This window comes from Conyzicola nivalis, assembly GCF_040548875.1.
GTDB classification, from domain to species: Bacteria; Actinomycetota; Actinomycetes; order Actinomycetales; family Microbacteriaceae; genus Conyzicola; species Conyzicola nivalis_A.
In genome coordinates, this window is sequence record NZ_JBEPSJ010000001.1 from 595,471 (window position 1) to 613,463 (window position 17,993).

The following is a 17,993-nucleotide window of genomic DNA, read 5'->3' on the forward strand; positions in this document are numbered from 1 at the left end:
ACCGTGCTCGGCCCGCCGGGGGGCGTCGCGGCGTTCACTCAGTCCCGCTTGCTCGCGGCTTCGCGCGCCTCACGCGCCTTGCGTTCCTTGCGGGCGGCCTCGGCGACGGCGGCGACCTCCGGGGTCGGCGCGCTTCCGCCGAGCCTCGCCGGCTGCCACCAGGCGCCGGTGCCCTCGTCGGGGTAGCGGTCCTGCAGCGAGTGCACGAGTGCCTGCAGTCGATCGCGCAGCTCGATGGTGACCTCGGCCGCGTCATCCGTCGGCTTCGGGCTGAACGGAGCACCGACGGCGAAACCGATCGGCAGGCCGAACTTCTCCCGCAGCGTCGAGCCGGCCGACTTGGTCAGCAGTCGCTGCCCGCCCCAGACCGCGACGGGGATGACGGGGACGCCGGCCTCCGCAGCCATCCTCACTGCGCCGGTCTTCAGGTCGCGCACCTCGAACGAGGCGCTCACGCCGCCCTCGGGGAACACGCCGAGAACCTCGCCGTCGCGCAGCGCCTGCACGGCGAGACGGTAGGCGTCGGCTCCGGCCGACATGTCGACCGAGATGTGGTGCATGCCGCGGAGGAAGAACCCGACCGCGGGCTTGTCGAAGGCGCCCTTCTGGGCGAGGAAGCGGATGTGCCGCTTGTTGCGCTTGAACATCATCCACTCGACCAGGGCGAAATCCATGTAGCCGAAGTGGGTGATCGCGAGCACGGCACCGCCCGTGTCGGGCAGGTTCCTGCCGCCGGTCACGGTCGGTCTGAGCCTCAGCAGTCCGAACAGTGTGCGTCCGAGACCGACGGCCGTGCTGTAGATGGGCTCCGCCCCGTGCTTCGTCATTGCCTCAGGATAATCCGGTTCGCTGGACGCGCGATCGTGAGCCCGCTTTGGTGTTGAAAGTTAGGCATGCCATACTTAGGCAATGCTTACTTCCGCCGCGACGGAGACCATCGTGCCGGATTCCCGGCCGGCCTACCGCCCCTTCCGTGTCCGCGTGCTGCGGGTGAACGTTCTCAGCGAGCACTTCACCCGGGTCACCTTCACGGGCGACGACCTCGACACCTTCGGCAGCCTCGGCCTCGACCAGCGCATCAATCTGGTCTTCCCGATCGACGGCGTCGGACTCAGCGACTGCGGCTGGGACGACGAACAGCCCATGATCGAGGGCCACTGGTACTCGCAGTGGCGGGCCCTGCCCAACGAGGTGCGCAACCCGCTGCGCGTGTACACGGTGCGAGCGATCCGGCCGCGTGATCGCGAGCTCGACGTCGACTTCGTCGTGCACGGCGACGGCCCGGCCGCGCGCTGGCTCGCCGCGGCCGCGCCCGACGACGAGATCATCGTCATCGGCCCCGACGCCCGCAGCGAGAACTCGCACGCCGGGAGCGACTGGCACCCGGGGGCCGCCCGCAACCTCCTGCTCGTGGGCGACGCGACCGCGGCACCGGCCATCGCGTCCATTCTCGAGGCGCTTCCACCCGAACGCGCGGCGCACGCCATCATCGAGGTTCCGGATGCGGCCGACGCCATCGCGATCGATCACTCGTCCCGGGTGTCGGTCACCTGGATCGAACGGGGCAGCGCCGCACCGGGCGCCACCCTGCTGCCGGCCGTCCACGACTGGGTCGCCGCGCGCCCCGAGATCGTCGACTCCACCCTGGCCGACTCGGCCCAGTCGGTCGAGGAGTCGGCCGACCCCGACGCGATCCTCTGGGACGTGCCCACCGCGCCGACGGGCGCGAGCCTCTACGCGTGGGTGGCCGGCGAGGCATCCGCCATCACGAGCATCCGGCGCTACCTGGTGCGCGACGTGGGCATCGACCGGGGTCAGGTGGCGTTTATGGGCTACTGGCGCAACGGAAGGTCGAACGACTGATCGCGCGACGCGCGCTCGGGTTCGTCGCCCTGGCGGCGGCGCTCCTGGTCGTCGTGCTGCTCAGCCTCGCCGTCGGCTCGCGTGCGATCGCGCCCTCCGTCGTGCTCGACGCGGTCTTCGCGCCGGTCGCGGGAGACACCGATCACGTGGTCGTGCGCGACCTGCGGGTACCCCGAACCGTCGTCGGTCTCCTCGCGGGTCTCGCCCTCGGCCTCGCCGGCTCGATCATGCAGGGCGTCACGCGCAACCCGCTCGCCGACCCAGGGCTCCTCGGCGTGAACGCCGGCGCCTCGCTGTTCGTCGTCGTCGGAATCACCTTCTTCGGCGCCACCCAGCCGGAGGCCTTCGTCTGGTTCGCCTTCGCCGGTGCCGCCGCCGCGACGGCGGCCGTGTACGCGATCGGCGCGAGCGGCCGCGGGGGAGCGACACCGGTCAAGCTCGCGCTCTCCGGCGCGGCCCTCACTGCCGCCATCACGTCGCTCATCACGCTGCTGCTCGTCACCAATCTCGACACACTGCAGATCTACCGATTCTGGGCGGTCGGCTCGCTCGTCGGCCGCGACCTCGGCACGGCCGGGGTCGTGCTGCCGTTCCTGCTCGTCGGCGCCGTGCTCGCGTTCGTCACCTCGCGGTCGCTCAACGTGCTCTCCCTCGGCGACGACGTCGCGCGCGGGCTCGGCCAGAGTCTCGTGCGCGCCAGGGTCACCTCCGCGCTCGCCATCGTGCTGCTGTGCGGCTCGGCCACCGCCCTCGCCGGCCCCCTCGTATTCGTCGGACTCGTCGTGCCGCACATCGCCCGCCGACTGGTCGGTTCCGACTACCGCTGGATACTGGCCTACTCGCTGCTGCTCGGTCCCATGCTCCTGGTCTGCGCCGACATCGTCGGACGCCTCGTCGCCCCGCCCGGCGAGCTCGAGGCCGGGCTGGTCGTCGCCTTCCTCGGCGCTCCCGTGCTGATCGCCTTCGCACGCAGCTCGACGGTGAAGTCGCTGTGAGCGCTGTGGAGACGTCGGTCGCGGCCGTCCGTCACTCCCGCGCACGCCGCAGCCGCCGCTACGTCGTCGTCGTCTCCGTGCTCGCCGCCGTCGTACTCGTCATCGCGGCGGTCAGCCTGTGCGTCGGCGCGTACTCGCTCAGCGTGCCCGACGTGATCCGCACCCTCCTCGGCGGAGGGGAGGGACGGGAGTCGTTCGTCGTGTTGCAGCTCCGCGCGCCGCGGCTGGTGCTCGGCATGCTCGCCGCCGTCTGCTTCGCGGTCGCCGGCGCGCTGTTCCAGACGCTGCTGCGCAACCCGCTCGCGAGCCCCGACATCATCGGCGTCTCCGGCGGAGCCAGCTTCGCCGCCGTCTTCGCGATCCTCGTGCTCGGCCTCGGCGGTCTCGCCGTGTCGCTGTTCGCGTTCGCCGGGGCGCTCGTCGTCGCAGCGGCGATCTACCTGCTCGCGGCGCGCGGCGGACTCAACGGCTACCGGTTCGTGCTCATCGGAATCGGCATGGCGTTCATCGTCAACGCGTCACTCAACTTCATGATCACCAGGGCCGAGGTGCGCGACGCGCAGGAGGCGCTCGTCTGGCTGGTCGGCAGCCTCGGCAGCGCGCGCTGGCCCGAGATCGCCCTGCTCGCGCTCTGTGCCGCGGTTCTGCTGCCGCTCGTCGCCGCGACCGTTCCCCGACTGCGCATGCTGCAGCTCGGCGACGAGACCGCCGTGGGGCTCGGAGTGAACGCCGAGCGTGTGCGCCTCGTGCTGCTCATCCTCGCGGTCGCGCTCGTGGCCGTCGCCACGGCGGCCGTCGGCCCGATCGCCTTCGTCGCCTTCGTGTCGGCGCCCATCGCCCGCCGCATCGTCGCCACCGGGGGACTCGCGCTCCTGCCGAGCGCGCTCGTCGGAATCGTCATCGTCACCCTGTCCGACCTCGTCGCCCAGCACCTTCTGGGCAGCGTCACCGTTCCGGTCGGCGTCATCACGGGCGTCATCGGGGCGCCCTACCTGCTCTGGCTGCTCGCCGCCCCCGGACGAAACGGTCGAGGAGACTGACCATGACCACTCCGCACGAACTGCGGGCGCAGGGCCTGCGCCTCGGCTACGACGGCCGCACCGTCATCGACGACCTCGATCTGCTCGTTCCCGACGGCAAGGTCACGGTCATCGTCGGGGCCAACGCCTCCGGCAAATCGACGCTGTTGCGCGGCATCGCGCGGCTGATGAAGCCGCAGGCGGGCGCGGTCACCCTCGACGGCCGCGACATCCACTCGATGCCCTCGTCGGCGGTCGCGCGCCTGCTCGGCCTGCTTCCCCAGCAGCCGGTCGCCCCCGACGGCATCACCGTCGCCGACCTGGTCGGCCGCGGACGCCACCCCCATCAGAGCTGGTTCCGCCAGTGGACGACGACGGATGAGGCGGCGGTCGCCCGCGCGCTGGAGGCGACCTCCACGACCGAACTCGCCGACCGCCGCGTCGACGAGCTCTCGGGCGGGCAGCGTCAGCGCGTCTGGATCGCCATGGCCCTCGCGCAGGAGACCGACATCCTGCTGCTCGACGAGCCGACCACCTTTCTCGACGTGGCCCACCAGATCGAGGTGCTCGACCTGCTCGCGGCCCTGAACCACGAGCGCGGGACCACCGTGGTCATGGTGCTGCACGACCTCAACCTCGCTGCGCGCTACGCCGACCATCTGGTCGTCATGGTCTCCGGCGGGATCGCGACGAGCGGACCGCCGGAGGCCGTCATCACTCCGGAGGTGGTGACCGCCGCGTTCGGCCTCGACTGCCTCGTCGTCGCCGACCCGGTGTCCGGATCGCCGCTCGTGGTGCCGAAGGGTCGCTTCCATCGGGGCGATCGAGTCGCGTCCTAGGGTAGGCTATCCTTACCAGCATTCAACCCCCGAGGAGTCTTCCCGTGTCCCATCGCTTCACCTTCCGCGCAGCAGCGGCAATCGCAGTCGTCGGCGCGCTCGCGTTGGCCGGCTGCTCGTCCAGTGCCGAACCCGACGAGGGAGAGGCGGCCGCGAGCGACGGAACCTTCCCGGTCACCATCCAGCACGCCTTCGGCGAGACCACGATCGACGAGGCGCCCGCCGACGTCGTCACCTGGGGTTGGGGGAGCACCGAGGCATCGATCGCGCTCGGCGTCGTGCCGGTCGCCATCCCGTTCGACTCCTACGCCGGCGGCGACGACGGCGTGCTGCCCTGGGTGAGCGACGAGCTCGACAGCCTCGGCGTCGACACCCCGATCGTGCTGTCGAACGACGGCGAGGCCCCGCCCTACGAGGAGATCGCCGCGGCCGACCCCGACGTGATCCTCGCCGTGTACTCGGGGCTGACCGAGGAGCAGTACGAGCTGCTGAGCGAGATCGCCCCGACGGTCGCCTACGAGGGTGAGGCGTGGAGCACCCCGTGGAAAGACGTCGTGACGACCGTGGGAACAGCCCTCGGCAAGAGCGAGGAAGCCGACACCGTGCTCGCCGACCTCGACCAGGTGCTCGCCGACAGCGCCGCGGCCCACCCCGAACTAGCGGGCAAGACCGTCGCCGCCGTCTGGGACGTCGCGGGCACCTTCTACGTCTACAAGGCCGCCGACCCCCGCGTCGCGTTCCTCTTCGACCTCGGACTGGTCAACGCGCCCGCCGTCGACGAGCTCTCCAACGGCGACGAGACCTTCTACTACACGCTCAGCTACGAGCAGCTCGACAAGCTCGACAGCGACATCGTCGTGAACTACTCCGACACGGCGGCCGAGCAGGAAGCGTTCCTCGCGGCTTCCTACGCGCAGGCGATTCCCGCCGTCAAGGCGGGAGCCGTCGCGCAGGTCGTCGGAACCGAGGTGGTCGCCTCGGTGTCGCCGCCCACCGCGCTCTCCCTCACCTGGGGCCTCGACGACTACCTCGACAGCCTCTCGGCCGCCGCGGCCGTGGTCGACGCGGAGTAGTACCGCCGAACGCCTAGTGGGCGGCCGCGAGCTCCGACTTCCAGCGCACGAGAGAGCGCACGGTGTCGTCGGGGTCGTCCGCTAGGCGCTCCATCACGTCGGTCGGCACGAAATAGTTGACCGCGAGCCAGCCGCGCACCGTCTCCGACTCGTCGTCGGCGAGCGAGCGCAGGATGTCGCACGGCACCGACTCGTTGCGGGCTAGGCACGCGCGCACGCTCGCCTCCGGATCGTGCGCCAGCGTCTCGAACAGGTCTTCCGGCGCGTGGTAGCTGCTCGCGACGCTCTCCCGGATCTTCGGGTTCGCGTGGGTGGCCAGCAGCCGCAGCCGGGCGATCTTCGACTCGGTCACGGCGGGGGCGGGATGCAGCGCCGCCGCCTGCTCGGGGGTGAGCATCACGGGGGCGTGGTCGCGCAACGCCTGACGCTGCGCCGGAGTGTTGAATCGGATGCAGGACATCCCCCTACGCTACCCGCCGGTCGTGCCCGTCGCCGGAGCGACATCCCGTCGCCGCGGCGGCCACGGGACGATCGCCGAGGTGGTGGCCTGGTAGTCGGCGTACTCCGGATACCTGCCGCGGGTGATGCTCTCGGTGAACGCCGTCGAACCCACGAAGAGCAGGGTGAGCAGCACGGCACCGAGCACGGTCCACTGCAGTACCGACCCGGCGGCGACCGCACCGATAGCGAAGAACACCCACCACTGCGCCTGCTCGAAGAAGAAGTTCGGGTGGCGGGAGAACCTCCAGAGCCCGGTCTGCAGAAACCGCGGGCGGGCGTCGGTCTGAGCGGCCTTCCATACGTGGAACCGCCACTGCTGCTGGTCGGCGACGGTCTCACCGACCAGCAGGGCCACGAAGAGCGCGGCGAGAAGCCCGTCGAGCACCCCGAACGGCGTCGCGGTGTGCTCGAGCGCGGTGAGGGCAGGCAGGGTGATCAGCACAAGGATCGCGTTCTGGTAGAGCACGATGAAGAACAGGTTGAACAGCTCGAACTGCCAGCGCCGCATCCGACCCCGCAGGATGCCCCAGCGATAGTCCTCGGTGCCGGTGTAGCCGCCCTTGCGGGCGAAATTCGCCGTCAGGCGCGCACCCCAGAGGGTGACGAGAGCCGCCATGACATTCAGTCGCGCGTCGGAGAGACCGGCGGATGCTGCGAAGACCCAGACGTACACGACCGGCAGCACCGACCACAGCCGGTCGACCCACGAGTGGTCGCGCGTGATCAGCGACAGCACCCAGGCGGCGGCGCAGGCGGTCGCGGCGATGAGGAGCACCAGTGCCAGCGGACTCATGCACCCAGAGTAGGACCACCCGCTCGCTAGACTCGGGATTTGTGACCCCAGAACGCGAACAGCCGGCCCGCGACGCGGTCAGTTCGCGAGTGTGGACGATACCGAACATCCTGAGTTTCGTGCGGCTCGCGCTCGTGCCGGTGTTCCTCTGGCTGATCATCCGCGGCGACGACGCGCTCGCGCTCCTCGTGCTCGTGATCTCGAGCGTCACCGACTACCTCGACGGGGTCATCGCCCGGCGCTTCCACCAGATCACCCGACTCGGGCAGCTGCTCGACCCGGCCGCCGACCGGCTGTTCATCTTCGCCACGCTCATCGGCCTGTCGGTGCGCGACATCGTGCCGTGGTGGTTCCTCGCGGTCATCCTCGCCCGAGACCTCATGCTCTTAGGGATAGGCATCGGGCTCGCCAACCGGGGGTACGGGCCGCTGCCGGTGCACCACCTCGGCAAGGTCGCCACGTTCTGCCTCTTCTACGCGCTGCCGATCATCATGCTCGGTCAGGCCTTTCCCGCGGTCGCGCCGATCGCCGACCCGATCGGCTGGGCTTTCGCCGTCTGGGGCGCATTCCTCTACTGGTGGGCGGGCGCCGTTTACCTGCGCGAATCGATCCGGGTGGCGCGACTTCGCTAACAGGCACATTCTTTCGCCGCTCAGCGGGGTCCGTATCCGTTACGCTGGAGAACCAAGCAGGGCTAGCCACGAGGTTAGTTAGGGAGGTTCGCCGTGAGTGATTCAGAAAATCGGAGTCAGTCAGGCGCGAATCCGCCCGACGAAGAAACCAACGCTCAAGAGGAAAAAGCCACCGTGCCCCAGGAAAACGACACGACGCTGACATTCGGCAACGAATTCGGTGCCCAGCTGGCCGCCCTCGAGGGAGAGGTCTCCACTGAGGAACAAGAGGCGATCGCCGCATTGCCGTCCGGATCGGCTCTGCTGATCGTCCGTCGCGGACCGACGGCGGGCGCCCGGTTCCTGCTCGACGCCGACGTGACGACGGCGGGGCGTCACCCCGAGGCCGACATCTTCCTCGACGACGTCACCGTCTCCCGTCGCCACGCGCAGTTCCTGCGTCACGGCACGAGCTTCGAGGTGAAAGACCTCGGCTCGCTCAACGGCACCTACCTCAACGGTGAGCGCATCGCGACCGAGCCGCTCGGCGACCGCGCAGAGGTGCAGGTCGGCAAGTTCCGCCTCACCTTCTACGCCTCGCGCGTCGACCTCGCCAACGCGGCTGCGAAATAGTGGCACGAGCAACTGCCCAGGCCCGCGTGCCTGCGGCCAGTGGCCTGTTGAGCATCGGACAGGTGCTCGCGAAGCTCAACCCCGAGTTTCCCGATCTGAGCCCGTCGAAGCTGCGCTTCCTCGAGGAGCGTCAGCTGATCACCCCCGCGCGCACCGACTCGGGCTACCGCAAGTTCAGCGCCTCCGACATGGACCGCCTGCGTTTCGTGCTCACCATGCAGCGCGACCACTACCTGCCGCTCAAGGTCATCCGCGGCTACCTCGACGACTTCGACGCCGGACGCCAGCCGGAGCTGCCGCGCGGCGCCCAGCAGGCGCCGTCGATGCTCAGCTCCGAGCGCCGGCTCTCACGTGACGAGCTCATCCGCGAGGCGGGCGCCAACGCGATGCTGCTGAACGACGCGGTCTCCGCGTCGCTCATCGTCGCCGCCGACAACTTCGGCGAAGACGTTCTCGCCGTGCTGAAGTCGCTCGTCGAACTGCAGCGCTCCGGAATCGAGCCGCGCCACCTGCGCGGTTTCCGTGCCGCCGCCGAGCGCGAACTGGGCCTCATCGAGAACGCCTTGATGCCCGTCGCACGCCGCAAAGACGCCTCGAGCAGGGCGAAGGCCGCCGAGATGGCGCGCGAGATCGCCAGCCAGCTCGAAATTGTTCGCAGCAGTCTCATCCGCTCCGCCCTCACACGCCTCGATTCGTAGTACCGTCGAGTATCAGCACGTGCGACACGCCGGGCCGTTTTTCCGGAATGTGCGGGCGTTCGACCGGTGTCTCGGTACCGTGGAGTTCGACAACATTAAGCGTCAACTTCACGATGAAGGTTAAGAGGACAAAGCCATGAGTGAACTCAGCCGTAGCGAGGAATCCCGCTACGACCTAGGCCTCCTCTTCACCGACGGAATGCCCAACCACGACGACGCCACGGGCTACCGCGGTGCCGTCGCAGCCCGGGCCGCAGGCATCAGCTACCGCCAGCTCGACTACTGGGCACGCACCGAGCTCGTCGTCCCCACCGTGCGCGGAGCGGCCGGCAGCGGCTCGCAGCGGCTCTACGGCTTCCGCGACATCCTCGTTCTCAAACTCGTCAAACGCCTGCTCGACACCGGCATCTCGCTGCAGCAGATCCGCATCGCCGTCAACCAGCTGCGCGAGTCGGGCATCAACGACCTCGCCCAGACCACGCTCATGAGCGACGGGGCGAGCGTCTACCTGTGCACGAGCAACGACGAGGTCATCGACCTCGTCAGCCGCGGCCAGGGCGTCTTCGGCATCGCGGTGGGCAAGGTCCTGCGCGAGGTCGAGACCAGCCTCATCGAACTCGACTCCGTGCTCGCGGAAGACCCGGCAGACGAACTGGCCAAGCGCCGCGTCAGCAAGGCCTCCTAGTTCACGACCCGTACACAAAAACCCCGGCTCCGAAGAGCCGGGGTTTCCCTATGCGCGGATTCTCCGACGCACGGATGTCGCGTGTCTAGCGAACCTCGCTGTAGTCACCGATCTTCGCGGTGCGCATGATGCGGTCGAGCAGCTGGTCGAAGTTGTGCGCCATCTCCTCGGCGCTCTCGCCCGGCCACACGTGCAGCGGTTTCGCGGCGCCCTGCGCCTGCTGCAGCGACGTGCGCTCGGGCAGCTGGGGGCTGAGCACCAGGGGGCCGAACATGTCGCGCAGCTCCTTGATACGGAACTGGTGCTCCAGCGACTGGATGCGCACGCGGTTCACGATGATGCCGAGGGGCTGCAGGCGGGGGGAGAGTCCGCGACGGATCTCCTCGATCGCCCGCAGTGCACGGTCGGCCGCGGCGACGGAGAAGAGGCCGGGCTCGGTGACCACGGTCACGCGGTCGCTCGCCGCCCACGCGGTGCGGGTGAGAGCGTTCAAAGAGGGGGCGCAGTCGATGAGAACCAGGTCGTAGTCGCTCTCGACGTTGGCGAGAGCCTCCTCGAGCTTCCAGATCTCACGGATGCTGGGGTGCGGACCGTCGAAATTGATGGCGGATGGCGAGCCGATGAGAACGTCGATCTTGCCGGGCCGCCCGCGGGTCCAGCCGCTCGGGGCGATCGCTGCTCGAACGACCTTCTCTTTCGGCGACGCGAGCACATCCGCGATGTTGAGTCGGCCGGTGACATCGATATCCATACCGGTGGAAACATCGGCTTGGGGGTCGAGGTCGACGACAAGGGTTCTGAGGCCCTTTGCGAAGGCGGCAGAGGCGAGCCCAAGGGTGACCGTGGTCTTGCCCACACCCCCCTTGAGGGAGCTGACGCTGAGTACATGCACGAGTAACGACGATACCTTCACTAGTCTTAAAGAACCTAAACGTCTGCGGTGTGCCGAAAGGGCTCAATGTTCAAGAAGATTCTCGTCGCCAACCGTGGTGAAATTGCGATCCGCGCTTTCCGCGCAGCCTACGAGCTCGGTGCCAAGACCGTCGCAGTGTTCCCCTACGAAGACCGCAACTCGATGCATCGGCTCAAGGCCGACGAGGCGTACCAGATCGGGGAGCCGGGCCACCCGGTGCGCGCGTACCTCGACGTCGACGAGATCATCCGGGTAGCCGTCGAGTGCGGCGCCGACGCCATTTACCCCGGCTACGGCTTCCTTTCCGAGAACCCCGAGCTCGCCCAGGCCGCGGCGGCCGCCGGCATCACGTTCATCGGGCCGCCCACCAAGGTGCTCCAGATGGCCGGAAACAAGGTCACCGCAAAGGAGCACGCCATCGCGGCGGGCGTGCCGGTGCTCAAGTCGACCGAGGCCTCGAAAGACATCGAACTGCTGCTCTCGCAGGCCGCGGACATCGGGTTCCCGATCTTCGCGAAGGCCGTCGCCGGCGGCGGCGGACGCGGCATGCGCCGCGTAAACACACAGGAAGAACTCAGGGGCGCGCTCGAGGAGGCCATGCGCGAGGCCGACAGCGCTTTCGGCGACCCGACCATGTTCCTCGAGCAGGCCGTCGTGCGCCCGCGTCACATCGAGGTGCAGATCCTCGCCGACGCCCACGGCGAGACCGTGCACCTGTTCGAACGCGACTGCTCGGTGCAGCGGCGCCACCAGAAGGTCATCGAGGTGGCGCCCGCGCCGAACCTCGACGAGACCATCCGCCAGGCCATGTACCGCGACGCCATCGCTTTCGCCAAGTCCATCGACTACGTCAACGCCGGAACGGTCGAGTTCCTGCTCGACACGGTGGGGGAGCGCGAGGGCCAGCACTTCTTCATCGAGATGAACCCCCGCATCCAGGTGGAGCACACCGTGACCGAGGAGGTCACCGACGTCGACCTCGTCTCGTCGCAGATGCGCATCGCCTACGGACAGAGCCTCGCCGAGCTCGGGCTCGAGCAGAAGGACATCAAGCTGCGCGGAGCCGCGCTGCAGTGCCGCATCACCACCGAAGACCCGGCGGCGGGCTTCCGTCCCGACACCGGCAAGATCACGACCTACCGCTCTCCCGGCGGCGCAGGCATCCGCCTCGACGGCGGAACCGTCAGCGCCGGCGCGCAGATCTCGCCCCACTTCGACTCCATGCTCGTGAAGATGACCTGCCGCGGCCGGGACTTCGCCGCCGCGGTCAACCGCGCACGCCGCGGACTCGCCGAGTTCCGTCTCCGCGGAGTCTCGACGAACATCCCGTTCCTCCAGGCGGTTCTCGACGACCCCGACTTCATCGCCGGCGACCTGAGCACCTCCTTCATCGAGGAGCGCCCGCAGCTGCTCAACTCGCACCAGTCCAAGGACCGCGGCACCAAGATCCTCAACTGGCTCGCCGAGGTCACCGTCAACCAGCCGAACGGCGACGGCGCCGGCCTCATCAACCCGCAGGTCAAGCTGCCGGTCGTCGACCTCGAGGCCCCCGCGCCCGCCGGTTCGCGCCAGAAGCTCCTCGAGCTCGGCCCGGTCGGCTTCGCGACCGCGCTGCGCGCCCAGACCGCCCTCGCCGTCACCGACACGACGTTCCGCGACGCCCACCAGTCGCTGCTGGCCACCCGGGTGCGCACCCGCGACCTCGTCGCCGTGCTGCCGCACGTGGCCCGCATGACGCCCGAGCTGCTCTCGGTCGAGGCGTGGGGCGGTGCGACCTACGACGTCGCGCTGCGCTTCCTCGGCGAAGAGCCGTGGGAGCGGCTTGCCACCATGCGCGAGGCGCTGCCCAACGTCAACATCCAGATGCTGCTCCGCGGCCGCAACACCGTCGGCTACACCCCGTACCCGACCCAGGTCACCGACGCCTTCGTGCGCGAGGCCGCCGCGACCGGCGTCGACATCTTCCGCATCTTCGACGCCCTCAACGACGTCTCCCAGATGCGGCCGGCGATCGAGTCGGTGCTCGAGACGGGCACCACGCTCGCCGAGGTCGCGCTCTGCTACACCGGCGACCTGCTCGACCCCGACGAGAACCTGTACACCCTCGACTACTACCTGCGCCTCGCCGAGCAGATCGTCGACACCGGCGCGCACGTGCTCGCGATCAAGGACATGGCCGGCGTCATGCGCGCGGGCGCGGCTGAGAAGCTCGTGACGGCCCTGAGAGAGCGTTTCGACCTCCCGGTGCACGTGCACACGCACGACACCGCGGGCGGCCAGCTGGCGACGCTCCTCGCCGCCGCGCGTGCGGGAGCCGACGCGGTAGACGTGGCGAGCGCCCCGATGGCCGGCACGACCAGCCAGCCGTCGGCATCCGCCCTCGTCGCGGCCCTCGCCCACACCGAACGCGACACCGGACTCTCGCTCCAGGCGGTCAGCGACCTCGAGCCGTACTGGGAGGCCGTGCGTCACGTCTACAAGCCGTTCGAGTCCGGACTCGCCGGTCCCACCGGCCGGGTCTACAAGCACGAGATCCCGGGAGGCCAGCTCTCCAACCTGCGCCAGCAGGCGATCGCGCTGGGTCTCGCCGACCACTTCGAGAAGATCGAAGACCTCTACGCCGCGGCGAACGTCATGCTCGGCCGTCCGCCCAAGGTCACCCCGTCGTCGAAGGTGGTCGGCGACCTCGCCCTCGCCCTCGCCGCGGCCGACGCAGACCCGGCCGACTTCGAGCAGAACCCCGACAAGTACGACATCCCCGACTCGGTGATCGGCTTCATGGCCGGCGAGCTGGGCGAGCTGCCCGGCGGATGGCCGGAGCCGTTCCGCACGAAGGTCCTGGCCGGCCGCACGGTCAAGATCGGGGTCGAGGAGCTCGACGACGCCGACAAGGCGGCGCTCGAGGCCGACTCAGCGTCGCGGCGTTCTGCGCTGAACCGCCTGCTCTTCGCGGGGCCGGCGAAGATCTTCGACACCGTTCGCGAGACTTACGGCGACCTCTCGGTGCTCGACACCACCGACTACCTCTACGGCCTGCACCAGGGCGCGGAGCACGTCGTCGAGATCGACAAGGGCGTGAGCCTCTACGTCGGCCTCGAGGCGATCGGCGACGCCGACGACAAGGGATTCCGCACCGTGATGGCCACTCTCAACGGCCAGCTGCGCCCCGTCTTCGTGCGCGACACGAGCATCAAGGTGGTCACGGCGACGGCCGAGAAGGCGGATGCCTCGAAGCCCGGTCACATCGCGGCGCCGTTCTCGGGCGTCGTCACCGTGCAGGTCGCCGTGGGCGACGTCGTCGCCGCCGGCCAGAGCATCGCGTCGATCGAGGCCATGAAGATGGAGGCCGCGATCACGACCTCCGTCGCGGGCACTGTCGCGCGACTGGCCATCCCGAAGACGCAGCAGGTAGACGCCGGCGACCTGCTCGTCGAGGTCACTCCCGCCTAGTTCTGGGCCGAGGGGAGGGCCACGGCGGCTCTGGCAGTAAACTGACAGCTGTACTGCACCGAAAGGGAAAGCCGCCGTGGCCATTAAACGAAAAAGGGAAGACGGGTCGATTCAGGTTCTCGACGACGAGACCACCGACTCCGCACCCGAGAACGGGGAGCTCGTCAGCGAGCTCGCCGACGATTCCGGTGCCGACCTCGCGAGCGCTCTGCCGGAGAGCATGACCATCAACGTCGACCTCCCCGCGACCGTGCACTCGGCCCCCGAGCACGAGATCGCCGTCTCGATCGACGAGAACACCATCAACCCCGGCGAGGTGGTGCTGACCTCCGAACCGACGACGACGACGATCTCGGTGGTCGCCGAAGACGTCACGATCCACCCCGACGAGCCGGTCGAAGAAGAGAAGGTCATCCCCGAGCTTCCGACCAACGACCGCCAGTTCAGCCGTCGCGACCGTCTGCGCGGCAACGTCTCCGACACCCCCGAGACCGCGGCGATGCTGACCGCCGACCGCCTGCTCGACACCAAGGGCAAGCGTCGGCACGCTCCGGAGGGCGGCTGGCCCTCTTTCGTCTACGCGGTCACCTTCCACCTCGTGAACCTCGGCGACTCGCAGAAGGTGCGCGAACGCAAGGCCGTCGACGCCCGCATCGACCGCCAGTTCGAGGGCTCTGCCCGCTTCGTTCCCGTTCTCACCCGCAAGGGCGGCGTGGGCAAGACCACGATCACCACGATCATGGGCATGGCCTTCGCCGACGTCCGTGAAGACCGCATCGTCGCCATCGACGCGAACCCCGACCGCGGCACCCTCGCCGAGCGCATCAACAAGCAGACGCGCGCCACGGTGCGCGACGTCGTCACCCGGGCGCCATCCATCAACGGCTTCACCGACTTCTCGACACTCGTGTCGCGTGACGAGACCAGGCTCGACATCCTCGCCTCCGACACCGACCCGCTGCTCTCCGAGGCCTTCGACGAGAACGACTACAACGTCGTCGCCGACCTGACCGAGCGCTACTACTCCCTCGTGCTCACCGACTGCGGCACGGGCATCGTGCACTCGGTCATGCGCGCCACCCTGCAACGCGCCGACTCGATCGTCATCGTCTCCGGCGGCAGCGTCGACGAGGCCCGTCTCGCCTCCGAGACCCTCACCTGGCTCGAGGCGAACGGCTACGGCGACCTCGTGCGCAACGCCGTCGTCGCCCTCAACACGGCGACCCAGGGCACCAACCTGATCAAGCTCGAGGAGATCGAGGCGCACTTCCGGTCGCGTGTGCGCGAGATCGTGCGCATCCCGTACGACCCGCAGCTCGCCGCGGGATCCGTCGTCAACTACCGCGAGTTGCGCCCCATGACGCGCAACGCCGCCCGTGAGCTCGCGGCCCTCGTGGCCGACGGGCTCCCGGTCCGCCGGGTCATCTAAGCCGGTGGCAGTCCGTCAGATCCGCCTCTTCGGCGACCCCGTCCTCCGCTCCAAGTGCGACACCGTGCCCGTGGGCGACCCGCGTGCGGCCGGCCTCATCGCCGACCTCATCGACACCGTCGAGGTGCCCGGCCGCGCCGGCGTCGCCGCCAACCAGATCGGCGTGGGCCAGCGCGCGTTCAGCTACAACGTCGACGGCGTCGTCGGATACGTCATCAACCCCGTGCTCGTCGAGGTGTCGGGGGAGCCCGAGCTCGTCGACGAGGGATGCCTGTCTGTGCCGGGGTTCTACTTCCCGCGCCTGCGTTACCCGTTCGCCAGGGTCACCGGCGTCGACCTCGCGGGCGAGCCGGTCGAGCTCAGCGGCGACGGCCTCATGGCGCAGGCGCTGCAGCACGAGACCGACCACCTCGACGGACACCTGTTCATCGAGGGGCTCGAGCCGGAAGCCAAGCGCGACGCGATGAAGCTCATCCGGCAGTCGGAGTGGTGGGCGTAGCTCACGCATCTACGACGAAGCCGGCCGCCCGCGAGTCGCGAGCGGCCGGCTCGGCCGGCGGCATCTGCTACGAGAGGCTCAGCCCGGCGGTCGACGGCGAGTCCGAGTAGAGCGCCTCGATCGCGGGCGTGAACTCCTCCACGATGAGCGCGCGCTTGATGCTCAGCTTCGGCGTGAGGTGCCCGCTGGCCTCGGTCAGCTCGATCGGCAGCAGCTCGAACTTCCGGATCGACTCCGCACGCGACACGAGGGCGTTCGCGGCGTCGATGGCGCGCTGCACCTCGGCGATCACGTGCGGGTTCTTCGCCGCCTCCGCGAGGGTCATCGACGGGTCCTCGCCGTTGTTCTTCAGCCAGGTGGGCAGCATCTCCGCGTCGAGCGTGACGAGGGCCGCGATGAACGGTTTCTTGTCGCCGACGACGATGACCTGGCCCACGAGCGGGTTGGCGCGGATCGGGTCTTCGAGCGCCGCGGGGGCGACGTTCTTGCCGCCGGCGGTGACGAGGATCTCCTTCTTGCGGCCGGTGATGGTGAGGTAGCCGTCGGAGTCGAGCGAGCCGATGTCGCCGGTCTTGAACCAGTCGCCGTCCATGACCTCGGCGGTGGCCGCCGGGTTGTTCCAGTAACCGCCGAAGACGTTGACGCCCTTGATCGAGATCTCTCCGTCGTCGCCGATGCGCAGACCGACGCCGGGAAGCGCGGGTCCGGTCGTGCCGATCTTGAACTTGTCGGGCAGGTTCACGGTGGCCGGCGCGGTCGACTCGGTGAGGCCGTAGCCCTCGAGGATGCGCAGGTCGAGGCTGCGGAAGAAGTGGCCGAGGCGCGGGCCGAGCGGCGCTGATCCGGAGACCGCGTACTTCACACGGCCACCGAGGGCCGCACGGATCTTGCTCAGCACCAGCCGGTCGAAGAGCGCGAACTGCAGCTTGAGGCCGAGAGGCACCGAGCCGGCGTCGAGGGCCTTGGAGTGCGCGATCGCGACGTCTGCGGCCTTGCGGAAGATCTTGCCCTTGCCGTTGCCCTCCGCCTTCTGCTCCGACGAGTTGTAGACCTTCTCGAACACGCGGGGCACGGCGAGCAGGAAGGTCGGGCGGAACGACGCCATCGACGGCAGCAGCAGCTTCGTGTCGGGCTGGTGGCCGACCTTGACGCCGGCGTGCACCGACAGCACCGAGATGAAACGGGCGAAGATGTGCGCGGTGGTGATGAAGAGCAGGGTGGATGAACCGGGGGCGAGCACCTCGTGCATCACGACCGCCGCGTTGCGGGTGAGCTCCACGAAGTTCGAGTGCGTCAGGATGACACCCTTGGGGCGCCCGGTCGAGCCCGACGTGTAGATCAGCGTGGCGATGTCGGAGCCGACCGCGATCGAACGGCGTCGCTCGACCTCCTCGTCGCTCACTCCCGCGCCCGCGACGACGAGCTTGTCGAGGTCGCCGAGGTCGACCTGCCACACGTTGTCGATGGCGGGAACGTCGCCGCGGATCTCGTCGAACTTGGCGAAGTGGGTGGCGCTCTCGACGATGATCGAGGTGGCGCCGGAGTCGGTGAGGTTCCAGTGCAGCTGGGTGGGCGACGAGGTCTCGTAGATCGGCACCATGATGGCGCCGCTGAACCAGAGCGCGAAGTCGACGAGCGTCCACTCATAGCGCGTCTTGCACATGAAGCCGACCTTGTCGCCCGGCTCGATGCCGCTGGCGATGAAGCCCTTCGCGAGTGCGACGACCTGGGCGAGGAACTCGGCCGACGTGACGTCGCTCCATCCGCCGGTGGCGGTGGGGGTGGCGAACAGCGGCTCGTTCGGTGTCGCGGCAACTCGGGCGACCAGCAGATCGGTCGCGTTGGCATCGGGATCCGGCTCCACCACAGGTGGGACGAAATATTCGGTCACGGTAACTCCTTTGGCACCGGGGCGGACTAGGTTTTCCCTACTCTAACCGGGATTGATGAGCACAAACCGGCTTTGCGCCGTGGGCCGCGCCCCCAAGTCGC

Annotated in this window: 17 protein-coding genes; 12 read left to right on the forward strand and 5 right to left on the reverse strand. The window is 68.9% G+C overall.

What is annotated here, in order from left to right; translation table 11 throughout:
• Nucleotides 1-38 precede the first annotated feature (38 nt).
• Nucleotides 39-827 carry a lysophospholipid acyltransferase family protein gene (locus ABIE21_RS02905; RefSeq protein ID WP_354023279.1) on the reverse strand — a complete coding sequence of 263 codons (789 nt, stop codon included), beginning with the start codon at nucleotides 825-827 and terminating at the stop codon, nucleotides 39-41.
• Between the two features lie 82 nt (nucleotides 828-909).
• Here ABIE21_RS02905 and ABIE21_RS02910 point away from each other — a divergent pair, with 82 nt between their 5' ends.
• Genes ABIE21_RS02910 through ABIE21_RS02930 form a run of 5 tightly spaced genes read left to right on the forward strand, consistent with a single transcriptional unit; the run spans nucleotide 910 to nucleotide 5,789 of the window.
• A complete protein-coding gene (locus tag ABIE21_RS02910) occupies nucleotides 910-1,863 on the forward strand; it encodes a siderophore-interacting protein (protein WP_354023280.1) in 954 nt (317 codons plus the stop codon).
• 53 nt (nucleotides 1,864-1,916) lie between these two features.
• The gene (locus tag ABIE21_RS02915; RefSeq protein ID WP_354023281.1) at nucleotides 1,917-2,858 is read left to right on the forward strand and encodes a FecCD family ABC transporter permease; all 942 of its coding nucleotides are present in this window, start codon (nucleotides 1,917-1,919) and stop codon (nucleotides 2,856-2,858) included.
• Nucleotides 2,855-3,898 (forward strand): FecCD family ABC transporter permease, encoded by a 1,044-nt coding sequence (locus tag ABIE21_RS02920; protein WP_354023282.1) that lies wholly within the window; start codon nucleotides 2,855-2,857, stop codon nucleotides 3,896-3,898. Before ABIE21_RS02915 ends, ABIE21_RS02920 begins: the two co-directional genes overlap by 4 nt.
• Nucleotides 3,899-3,900: 2 nt before the next feature.
• Nucleotides 3,901-4,716 (forward strand): ABC transporter ATP-binding protein, encoded by an 816-nt coding sequence (locus ABIE21_RS02925; RefSeq protein WP_354023283.1) that lies wholly within the window; start codon nucleotides 3,901-3,903, stop codon nucleotides 4,714-4,716.
• Between the two features lie 44 nt (nucleotides 4,717-4,760).
• Nucleotides 4,761-5,789, forward strand: coding sequence for an iron-siderophore ABC transporter substrate-binding protein (locus ABIE21_RS02930; RefSeq protein WP_354023284.1), 1,029 nt, complete (start codon nucleotides 4,761-4,763; stop codon nucleotides 5,787-5,789).
• A 13-nt stretch (nucleotides 5,790-5,802) separates the two neighbouring features.
• Here ABIE21_RS02930 and ABIE21_RS02935 read toward each other — a convergent pair whose 3' ends face one another.
• Together ABIE21_RS02935 and ABIE21_RS02940 are read right to left on the reverse strand one after the other, a co-directional pair.
• The gene (locus ABIE21_RS02935) at nucleotides 5,803-6,249 is read right to left on the reverse strand and encodes a hypothetical protein (RefSeq protein ID WP_354023285.1); all 447 of its coding nucleotides are present in this window, start codon (nucleotides 6,247-6,249) and stop codon (nucleotides 5,803-5,805) included.
• A gap of 9 nt (nucleotides 6,250-6,258) precedes the next feature.
• Nucleotides 6,259-7,083, reverse strand: a complete 825-nt coding sequence (locus ABIE21_RS02940) for a DUF1295 domain-containing protein (protein WP_354023286.1) — start codon at nucleotides 7,081-7,083, stop codon at nucleotides 6,259-6,261.
• A gap of 41 nt (nucleotides 7,084-7,124) precedes the next feature.
• On the opposite strand from ABIE21_RS02940, the gene ABIE21_RS02945 reads away from it, so the two are divergent.
• The 4 genes from ABIE21_RS02945 to ABIE21_RS02960 all read left to right on the forward strand — a co-directional run bounded on the left by ABIE21_RS02945 (nucleotide 7,125) and on the right by ABIE21_RS02960 (nucleotide 9,710).
• A complete protein-coding gene (locus ABIE21_RS02945; protein WP_354023287.1) occupies nucleotides 7,125-7,715 on the forward strand; it encodes a CDP-alcohol phosphatidyltransferase family protein in 591 nt (196 codons plus the stop codon).
• 174 nt (nucleotides 7,716-7,889) lie between these two features.
• Nucleotides 7,890-8,327: an FHA domain-containing protein gene (locus tag ABIE21_RS02950; protein ID WP_354023288.1), complete on the forward strand. Its 438-nt coding sequence runs from the start codon at nucleotides 7,890-7,892 to the stop codon at nucleotides 8,325-8,327.
• Nucleotides 8,327-9,025, forward strand: a complete 699-nt coding sequence (gene ftsR, locus ABIE21_RS02955; protein ID WP_436232299.1) for a transcriptional regulator FtsR — start codon at nucleotides 8,327-8,329, stop codon at nucleotides 9,023-9,025. The genes ABIE21_RS02950 and ftsR overlap by 1 nt, the downstream gene beginning before the upstream one ends.
• Before the next feature lie 136 nt (nucleotides 9,026-9,161).
• Nucleotides 9,162-9,710, forward strand: coding sequence for a MerR family transcriptional regulator (locus tag ABIE21_RS02960; RefSeq protein ID WP_354023289.1), 549 nt, complete (start codon nucleotides 9,162-9,164; stop codon nucleotides 9,708-9,710).
• Nucleotides 9,711-9,795: 85 nt separating this feature from the next.
• On the opposite strand, the gene ABIE21_RS02965 is transcribed toward ABIE21_RS02960, so the two are convergent.
• Complete coding sequence (locus ABIE21_RS02965; protein ID WP_188509186.1) at nucleotides 9,796-10,602, reverse strand: ParA family protein; 807 nt, start codon at nucleotides 10,600-10,602, stop codon at nucleotides 9,796-9,798.
• Nucleotides 10,603-10,668: 66 nt separating this feature from the next.
• Between ABIE21_RS02965 and ABIE21_RS02970 the strand changes: the two genes are divergently transcribed.
• From ABIE21_RS02970 to ABIE21_RS02980, 3 genes are all read left to right on the forward strand, one after another.
• Complete coding sequence (locus ABIE21_RS02970) at nucleotides 10,669-14,073, forward strand: pyruvate carboxylase (protein WP_354023290.1); 3,405 nt, start codon at nucleotides 10,669-10,671, stop codon at nucleotides 14,071-14,073.
• A gap of 76 nt (nucleotides 14,074-14,149) precedes the next feature.
• Nucleotides 14,150-15,502: a MinD/ParA family ATP-binding protein gene (locus tag ABIE21_RS02975; protein WP_354023291.1), complete on the forward strand. Its 1,353-nt coding sequence runs from the start codon at nucleotides 14,150-14,152 to the stop codon at nucleotides 15,500-15,502.
• A 4-nt stretch (nucleotides 15,503-15,506) separates the two neighbouring features.
• Complete coding sequence (locus tag ABIE21_RS02980; protein ID WP_354023292.1) at nucleotides 15,507-16,001, forward strand: peptide deformylase; 495 nt, start codon at nucleotides 15,507-15,509, stop codon at nucleotides 15,999-16,001.
• Nucleotides 16,002-16,068: 67 nt separating this feature from the next.
• Here ABIE21_RS02980 and ABIE21_RS02985 read toward each other — a convergent pair whose 3' ends face one another.
• On the reverse strand, nucleotides 16,069-17,892 hold the full coding sequence (locus ABIE21_RS02985) for an AMP-dependent synthetase/ligase (protein ID WP_354023293.1): 1,824 nt from the start codon (nucleotides 17,890-17,892) through the stop codon (nucleotides 16,069-16,071).
• Between the last annotated feature and the right edge of the window lie 101 nt (nucleotides 17,893-17,993).

What these genes read in the sequence shown, in the direction of transcription:
- ABIE21_RS02940 (WP_354023286.1), bottom strand. Translation starts at nt 7,083, where the DNA reads ATGAGTCCGCTGGCACTGGTGCTCCTCATCGCCGCGACCGCCTGCGCC.
- ABIE21_RS02935 (WP_354023285.1), bottom strand. Translation starts at nt 6,249, where the DNA reads ATGTCCTGCATCCGATTCAACACTCCGGCGCAGCGTCAGGCGTTGCGC.
- ABIE21_RS02970 (WP_354023290.1), top strand. Translation starts at nt 10,669, where the DNA reads ATGTTCAAGAAGATTCTCGTCGCCAACCGTGGTGAAATTGCGATCCGC.
- ABIE21_RS02905 (WP_354023279.1), bottom strand. Translation starts at nt 827, where the DNA reads ATGACGAAGCACGGGGCGGAGCCCATCTACAGCACGGCCGTCGGTCTC.
- ABIE21_RS02910 (WP_354023280.1), top strand. Translation starts at nt 910, where the DNA reads ATGCTTACTTCCGCCGCGACGGAGACCATCGTGCCGGATTCCCGGCCG.
- ABIE21_RS02925 (WP_354023283.1), top strand. Translation starts at nt 3,901, where the DNA reads ATGACCACTCCGCACGAACTGCGGGCGCAGGGCCTGCGCCTCGGCTAC.
- ABIE21_RS02960 (WP_354023289.1), top strand. Translation starts at nt 9,162, where the DNA reads ATGAGTGAACTCAGCCGTAGCGAGGAATCCCGCTACGACCTAGGCCTC.